Consider the following 7,758-nt stretch of genomic DNA (forward strand, 5'->3'; position numbering starts at 1 on the left):
GCGGTCCCCGATTAAAATAACAAGCCCCCCGGGGGGGGCGGGGGGGCGGAGGCCGGGGGCGGGGGGCCCCCCCGCGCGCCCCCCCCACGGCTCTACAGTGGACGGATGACCGAGCAGGACGAGAACAGGCCCGAGCCGCGACTGGTCTTCAAGGACCCGTTCGAGCAGCAGACCAGTGACGACACCGACCGGGGCTGGGGCGATCCGCAGGGCGGCCGGGGGCTGGACTGGTACCTCGACCAGCGGCCCCCGCACCACGGCGAGAAGTAGCCGGGGCGGCCTCAGCGGCGCACCAGCGCGTCCCGGATCTCGGTGAGCAGCTGGACCTCCTTCACCTCGGCCTCCAGCGCCTCCTCCTCCAGCGTCCTGCGCTTGGCCAGGAAGTGGTTCATCGGCATGACGATCAGGAAGTACACGACGGCAGCGATGATCACGAAGCTGATCACGGCACTGATCACCGTGCCCCAGAGGATGAAGATGCCCGAGGTCACATTGCCGTTCGCGTCCATCGCGCAGGGGCCCTTGAGGCAGGACGCGTAGCTGTTGAGGTCCTTGGTGCCGAACAGGCCGATCAGCGGGTTGATGACACCCTTGACGAACGTGTTGACGACATTGGTGATGGCCGCGCCGATGACGACGGCGACCGCCAGGTCCACCACGTTGCCGCGGAGCAGGAATTCCTTGAAGCCTTTCATGCCGCGTCGAACGGCACAGGTGCGCAAAGGTCACGGGTGAACCCACCGCCCTCCGGTTGACGCCTGCGGGCACTCGGCGGACCCGGGGGAGGGCGGCGGCGCGGGCCCAGGCGGGCCGGAGGCGACCACGGCGGCCAGCGCCAGACAGGACGCCGCCAGCAGGCCCGGACGGCGGCGGACGGCCTGCCGCAAGCGGTGGCGGCCCCGCGCGGTGCCGCAGATCGGCGGGAAATCGGGCACCTCACGGCGCGGCGGCACCAGCGCGGCAGGCAGCGGGGGAAGCACGTAGGCGGTCATGGCGGCGGCCCTCTCCTCGGCGGCGGCGGCCCCGGTCGGAGTCGCCGCGGCCATCCTGCGCCCGCCCGGCCGTCCGCGTCCGAAATCGTCCAACCCCTGTGGACAACCCGCCCCTGTGGAAAACCGCCTTCACCCGCAGGGCTGAACCCCTGCGCCGTTCGGAGGAACCCGGGAAACACATCGGGCCCGGACACGCCGCAGGCCCCGCCCGATCGATCGGGCGGGGCCTGCGGCGAGGCGTCGGACGGTCAGCTCGCGGCCGGGGCCGAGCTGGTGCTGCCGCTCGACGAGGACGTCGAGGACGTCGAGGACGTCGAGGAGCCGGAGGTCGAGGAGGGCGACGAGCTCACCGAGCTGCTGGAGCTGGAGCGGCTGTCGGTGCGGTAGAAGCCGGAGCCCTTGAAGACCACGCCCACGGCCGAGAAGACCTTGCGGAGCTTCCCCTGGCAGACAGGGCACGTGGTCAGCGCGTCGTCGCTGAACTTCTGCACCGCCTCGAGGCCGTTGCCGCACTCGGTGCACTGGTACTGGTACGTGGGCACTTTCCGCTTCCTCCTGCACTCCCCCTGGCACTCTCACGCTATGAGTGCTAACGACGGTCCATGATGCGGCATTCCGCTGGTGGAGTCCAGCGGCTCAGCCGCCGAGGCCCGCTCCGGCCGGCTCCTGCCGGGCGGCGGCGGCGGCCCCGCTCCCGGCCACGGTACGGCGCTGCGGGGCCGGGGCGACCAGCAGGCGGCGCATCGTGACGAGCGCCACCAGGCCGAGGCCGGATCCGATCAGCGGCACGGTGAAGCCGAGCGTCGGCCCCGAGTGGTCGATCAGCTGCCCGGCGGCGGTGGAGCCGACCGCCAGGCCCAGGCCGATTGCGCCGGTCAGCCAGGTGAACGCCTCGGTCTTGGCGCCGTCCGCGACCAGCGTCTCCACCAGGGTGTAGCCGGTGATCAGGGTGGGGGCGATGGCCAGGCCGCAGAACAGGCCGGCGATCGACAGCGCGACCAGGTTCGGCATCGCCCAGAGGGTGGAGCAGCCGAGCACCAGCAGCGCGTAGCAGGCGAGCATCCGCTGCCGGGCGGTGCTGCGCCAGGGGATCAGGCCGTAGAGCACGCCGGCGACCATCGAGCCGGCCGCGAACACGCCGTAGACCACGCCGTTGAGGCCGGGGCTGCCGGCCTCCTCGGCGAAGGCGGTGATGGAGACCTGGAGCGCGCCGAAGACGGTGCCGAGCCCGAGGAACGCGCCGGCCAGCAGCCGCACGCCGGGGGAGGCCAGCGCGGAGGCCCGGCGGGCGCCGGGCGTGGCGGGGCCGGTCGGGGCGGGTGCGGTGGAGCGGCGGGCGGCGAAGGCCAGGCCGCCGAGCACGGTCAGGGTGGCCTCGGCGATCAGCCCGGCGGCCGGGTTGATGACGGTGGCGACGCCGGTGGCCAGCACCGGGCCGACCACGAAGGTGAACTCGTCGGTGACGGACTCGAAGGCGAAGGCGGTGTTGAGCAGCGCGGGCCGCTCGTTCAGCCGGTTCACCCAGCGGGCCCGGACCATGGCGCCGACCTGCGGCACGGACGCGCCGGCGGGGGCGGCGGCGAGGAACAGCGTCCAGTCGGGGGCGTCGCCGTGGGCGAGCGCGATCAGCGCGCCGACCGAGGCGGCGTGCACCAGGACGGCGGGGACCAGTACGGCGGCCTGGCCGTGCCGGTCGGCGAGCCGGCCGGTCTGCGGGCCGATCAGGGCCTGGGCGACGGCGGCGGTCGCGGCGACCGCGCCGGCCAGGCCGTAGGAGCCGGTGGTGTCGCGGACCAGCAGCACGATGCCGAGGCCGAGCATGGCGTACGGCAGTCGGGCGACCAGGGCGGGGAGCAGGAAGGTCCAGGCGCGAGGGGTGCGCAGCAGCGCACCGTAGCCGTTGCGGGTGGGGTCGTCGACCGGTCGGCGGGCCGCCACGGTCGGTCCTCTCTGCTGCCTGGTAGCGCGGGACCGGGCAGCAGAAGGCAGGACCGGGGACCGGCGCCGAGAGTCGTCCTCTCGCGCGTCGACCGGGGTTGTTACCGGGCCCGGGCGGTGCGCCTCGGGGCCCGGCCGCCGAGCGGTCGCGCCGACTCTGCATCAGGCAGATGCGGGGGAATCGGGGTTTCTGCCTTCAGCTTAGCGGCTCAGCCCGCTTTCTTTCTGGGAACGGAAGGTGAAGCCTCCGCATTGTGCAGCCAGCCCGCCAGCTTGCCGCCCTGGTCGACGGCGCGCAGCCGGCGTTCGGCGGCCTCCGAGACCTCGTCGGTGGTGACCACCAGCAGTTCGTCGCCCTCGCGCAGCACCGTCATCCGGTCGGGCACGAAGCTGGAGCCCTCGCGGACCACCAGGGTGACGGCGGCGCCCTTGGGCAGGCGCAGCTCGGAGACCTCGACGCCGGACATCCGGGAGCCGGCGGACAGCTGCACGGACAGCAGGTGGCCGTGCAGCTTCTCCAGCGGGGCGGACTCGATGCCCAGGTCCTGGCCCAGGTCGCCCTCGCCGATCTTCAGCCAGCGGGCGACCAGCGGCAGGGTCGGGCCCTGGAGCAGGGTGAAGACCACGACCAGGATGAAGACGATGTTGAACAGCTTCTCGGCGTCGGCGGCGCCGGAGACCAGCGGGATGGTGGCGAGCACGATGGGCACCGCGCCGCGCAGCCCGGCCCAGGACAGCAGGGCCTGCTCCTGCCAGGGGATGCGGAACGGCGTCATGCTGGCCAGCACCGACAGCGGCCGGGCGATGAACACCAGCACGGTGCCGGCCACCAGGCCGGGGACTATCGCCGAGCCCATGGTCGCGGGGGTGACCAGCAGGCCGAGCACCACGAACATGCCGATCTGGCCGATCCAGGCGAGTCCGTCGGCGAAGCCGCGCACCGCGGGGCCGTGCGGCAGCTTGGAGTTGCCGAGGATCACCGAGGCGATGTACGCCGCGAGGAAGCCGGAGGCGTGCAGCAGCGCGCCGCCCGCGTAGGCGAAGACGATCAGCGCCAGCACCGCGATCGGGTACAGGCCCGAGGAGGGCAGCGCAATCCGGCGCATCGCGTACGCGCCGAGCTTGCCGACCGCGAAGCCGACCGCCGCGCCGACCACCAGCTCGACCACGATGGTGCCGATCAGCACGTACCAGGGGTCGAGCTCGCCGGCCGTGGCGAAGGCCACCACCAGGATCACCACGGGAGCGTCGTTGAAGCCGGACTCGGCCTCAAGAAGCCCGGTGAGGCGCTTGGGCAGCGGAACCGTCCGCAGCACCGAGAACACCGCGGCGGCGTCGGTGGAGGAGACGATCGCGCCGAGCAGCAGTGCGGTGCGCCACTCCAGCCCGACCAGCCAGTGCGCGCCCGCGGCGGTGACGAACACCGAGACGGCGACGCCCAGGGTGGCGAGCACGGCGGCGGCCGGGACGACCGGTTTGATCGCCTGCCAGCTGGTTTTGAGTCCGCCCTCGGCCAGGATGACCACCAGGGCCGCGTAGCCGAGGACCTGGGTGAGTTCGGCGTTGTTGAAGCTTATGCCGATGCCGTTCTGGCCCAGGGCGACGCCGATGCCGAGATAGATCAGCAGGGACGGCAGTCCGGAACGGGTGGAGATCCGCACGGCGCCGACGGCGACGAGCAGGATGACGGCGGACTCGAGAAGCAGCTCGTTCAGGTGGTCAACGGTCACGCAGGGGCACCTCGGGCAGGAAGGGCGGCTGACGGATCGTTACCCAGTCTAACATTTTACTTGATCTTTACGCTAGCCCCCGCTTTCCGCCCGGCCCGGTAGGGTCCGAACCACGCCGTCGAAGCCCTGCCGGTGTCCCCCGTGCACGGCCGCCGGTGCCGTCGCCCTAATGTGGTGACCTGTCACGGCCGCACGCTCCCTCATACAAGGACTCGGATGCCCCGCTCGAAGAAGTTCCGGCGCGCACGTCTGATCGTGATCCTGCTGGCCGTGCTGCTGGTGGCGGGTCTGGCCGGCGGCGGCTGGTGGGCAGTGGACGCCGTCCGCTCGTCGTTCCCGCAGGTCAGCGGCAGCGTCTCGGTGCCCGGCATGTCCGCACCGGTGGACGTGGTGCGCGACGACAAGGGCATCCCGCAGCTGTACGCCGACACCGACACCGACCTGTTCCGCGCCCAGGGCTACGTCCAGGCGCAGGACCGGTTCTGGGAGATGGACGTCCGACGGCACATCACCGCCGGCCGGCTCTCCGAGATGTTCGGCTCCGGCCAGGTCGAGACGGACTCCTTCCTGCGCACCATGGGCTGGCGCCAGGTCGCCCAGAAGGAGTGGGACAGCGTCCTGTCCGAGGACACCAAGCGCAACCTGACGGCCTACACCGAGGGCGTCAACGCCTGGCTGTCCGAGCACCCCGGCGGGGCCTCGGCCTCCGTCGAGTACGCGCTGCTCGGCGCCGTCAACTCCGGCTACCAGCCCGAGAAGTGGGACCCGGTCGACTCGGTGGCCTGGCTGAAGGCGATGGCCTGGAGCCTCTCCGGCAACATGCAGGAGGAGATCGACCGCTCGCTGCTGACGCAGAACTTCACCACCGAGCAGATCGCCCAGCTCTACCCGGACTACCCGTTCGAGCGCAACGGCACCATCGTGAAGGCCGGCAAGCTCGGCGCCGACGGCACCTACACCCCCGGCGCGGGCACCGCGGCCACCGGCCAGGTCGGCCCCGGCACCCAGACGAGCTCCTCCCAGGCCCGGGCCGCGACCGAGCAGCTGCTCGGCGACCTGTCCGGCAAGACCAGCGCGATGCCGCAGCTGCTCGGCCCCAACGGCCAGGGCATCGGCTCCAACTCCTGGGTGGTCTCCGGCGCCAACACCACCACCGGCAAGCCGCTGCTGGCCAACGACCCGCACCTCGGCCCCGGCCTGCCGTCGATCTGGTACCAGATGGGCCTGCACTGCCGGGCCGCCTCCGCGACCTGCGGCTACGACGTGGCGGGCTACACCTTCGCCGGCATGCCCGGCGTCGTCATCGGCCACAACAAGGACGTCGCCTGGGGCTTCACCAACCTCGGCGCCGACGTCACCGACCTGTACCTGGAGAAGGTCACCGGCCCCGACACCTACCTGGTCGACGGCAAGGACGTGAAGTTCAACGTCCGCAAGGAGACCATCAAGGTCGCCGGCGGCTCGGACCGCACCATCACCGTCCGCACCACCCAGGACGGCATGCCGCTGATCTCCGACCAGTCCTCCGAGGACCAGAAGGTCGGCAACGCCGCCCCCGCCGGCAACTCCGCCCCCGACCGGGCGGCCGGCTACGGCATCGCGCTGCGCTGGACCGCGCTCGTCCCCGGCAAGACCATGGACGCCGTCTTCAAGCTCGACCGGGCCACCGACTTCACCTCCTTCCGCGCCGCCGCGCAGGACTTCGCCGTCCCCGCGCAGAACCTCATCTACGCCGACACCAAGGGCAACATCGGCTACCAGGCCCCCGGCCTGATCCCGGTCCGCGGCAAGGGCGACGGCCGCTACCCCGCCCCCGGCTGGGACCCGGCCTACGCCTGGAAGACGACCTACCTGCCGTTCAAGTCGCTGCCCTACGCGTACAACCCGCCGGAGGGCTACATCGTCACGGCCAACCAGGCCGTCATCGACGACAGCGCCTACACGCCGATGCTCACCAAGGACTGGGAGTACGGCACCCGCGCCAAGGAGATCACCGACCAGATTCAGGACAAGCTGAAGAACGGCGGCAAGATCTCCCCCAACGACATGCAGTCCATGCAGCTGGACAACACCAGCGTGCTCGCCAAGCAGCTCGTCCCGATGCTGCTCGACGTCAAGATCGACGACCCGTACGTGCGCGAGGCCCAGGACCTGCTGCGGGACTGGAACTACCACCAGGACGCCGACTCCGCCGCCGCCGCGTACTACAACGGCGTCTGGCGGGCCCTGCTCACGCTCGCCTTCGGCCACAAGTTCCCCGCCGACCTCCGGGTCGAGGGCGACTGCCTGCTGGTCCGCCAGAAGCGCGACAACACGCTGCCCGACGACGCCCTCGGCGGCGAGGTCCGGGCCGTCACCGAGTGCGGCACCCGCAAGCCCTCGCTGGCCCAGCCGGACGGCGGCGACCGCTGGATGGAGGTCGTCCGCCAGCAGCTCGCCAACCCGAGCTCCCCGTGGTGGGACTACGTCGACTCCAACCACCAGCAGCAGCACGGCCTCGACAAGCTCCTCGCCGAAGCCCTCAAGGACGCCCGCCAGGACCTCACCGCGCGCCTCGGCAAGGACATCCGCACCTGGAGCTGGGGCCGCCTCCACCAGCTGACCCTGCAGGAAGCCACCCTCGGCACCGACGACTCCTCGATCGCCTCCACCGCCGTCCACAAGCTGCTCAACCGGGGCCCCTACAGGCTCTCCGGCGGCAGCGCCGCAGTCGACGCCACCGGCTGGAACGCCGCCGCCGGCTACGACGTCGACTGGGTCCCGTCCATGCGCATGGTCGTCGACCTCAGCGACTTCGACGCCTCCCGCTGGATCAACGTCGGCGGCGCCTCCGGCCACGCCTTCCACCCCAACTACAACGACCAGACCGAGCTCTGGGCCAAGGGCGAACTCCTCCCCTGGCCCTACAGCAAGGACGCCGTCACCAAGTCGGCCACCGACACCCTCACCCTCACCGCCGGCTGACCCACCCTCACCGCCCCACGGAGGCGGACCCCCCACCCCCGGGGAGGTCCGCCTCCGGCGTTCCTGCGGGCGGCCACTGGCCGGTCCAGCGGTTTCGGTGCTGCGCGCGCTTGCCCGTTCGGGCCGGCTCTGGA

General features: G+C 71.7%; 7 protein-coding genes. 2 read left to right on the forward strand and 5 right to left on the reverse strand.

Annotation, left to right across the window (positions count from 1 at the left end):
• Window positions 1-105 precede the first annotated feature (105 nt).
• A complete protein-coding gene (locus ACWEMJ_RS32980) occupies window positions 106-270 on the forward strand; it encodes a hypothetical protein (RefSeq protein ID WP_452140825.1) in 165 nt (54 codons plus the stop codon).
• An 11-nt stretch (window positions 271-281) separates the two neighbouring features.
• On the opposite strand, the gene mscL is transcribed toward ACWEMJ_RS32980, so the two are convergent.
• The 5 genes from mscL to ACWEMJ_RS33005 all read right to left on the reverse strand — a co-directional run bounded on the left by mscL (window position 282) and on the right by ACWEMJ_RS33005 (window position 4,660).
• Window positions 282-695 (reverse strand): large conductance mechanosensitive channel protein MscL, encoded by a 414-nt coding sequence (gene mscL, locus ACWEMJ_RS32985; RefSeq protein WP_452140826.1) that lies wholly within the window; start codon window positions 693-695, stop codon window positions 282-284.
• Between the two features lie 30 nt (window positions 696-725).
• A complete protein-coding gene (locus ACWEMJ_RS32990; RefSeq protein ID WP_452140827.1) occupies window positions 726-992 on the reverse strand; it encodes a hypothetical protein in 267 nt (88 codons plus the stop codon).
• A 248-nt stretch (window positions 993-1,240) separates the two neighbouring features.
• Complete coding sequence (locus tag ACWEMJ_RS32995) at window positions 1,241-1,534, reverse strand: FmdB family zinc ribbon protein (RefSeq protein ID WP_452140828.1); 294 nt, start codon at window positions 1,532-1,534, stop codon at window positions 1,241-1,243.
• 94 nt (window positions 1,535-1,628) lie between these two features.
• Window positions 1,629-2,930: an MFS transporter gene (locus tag ACWEMJ_RS33000; RefSeq protein ID WP_452140829.1), complete on the reverse strand. Its 1,302-nt coding sequence runs from the start codon at window positions 2,928-2,930 to the stop codon at window positions 1,629-1,631.
• A 209-nt stretch (window positions 2,931-3,139) separates the two neighbouring features.
• Window positions 3,140-4,660 (reverse strand): potassium/proton antiporter, encoded by a 1,521-nt coding sequence (locus tag ACWEMJ_RS33005; protein WP_452140830.1) that lies wholly within the window; start codon window positions 4,658-4,660, stop codon window positions 3,140-3,142.
• A gap of 216 nt (window positions 4,661-4,876) precedes the next feature.
• Between ACWEMJ_RS33005 and ACWEMJ_RS33010 the strand changes: the two genes are divergently transcribed.
• On the forward strand, window positions 4,877-7,624 hold the full coding sequence (locus ACWEMJ_RS33010; protein ID WP_452140831.1) for a penicillin acylase family protein: 2,748 nt from the start codon (window positions 4,877-4,879) through the stop codon (window positions 7,622-7,624).
• Window positions 7,625-7,758 lie beyond the last annotated feature (134 nt).

Source organism: Kitasatospora sp. NPDC004531 (assembly GCF_053602195.1).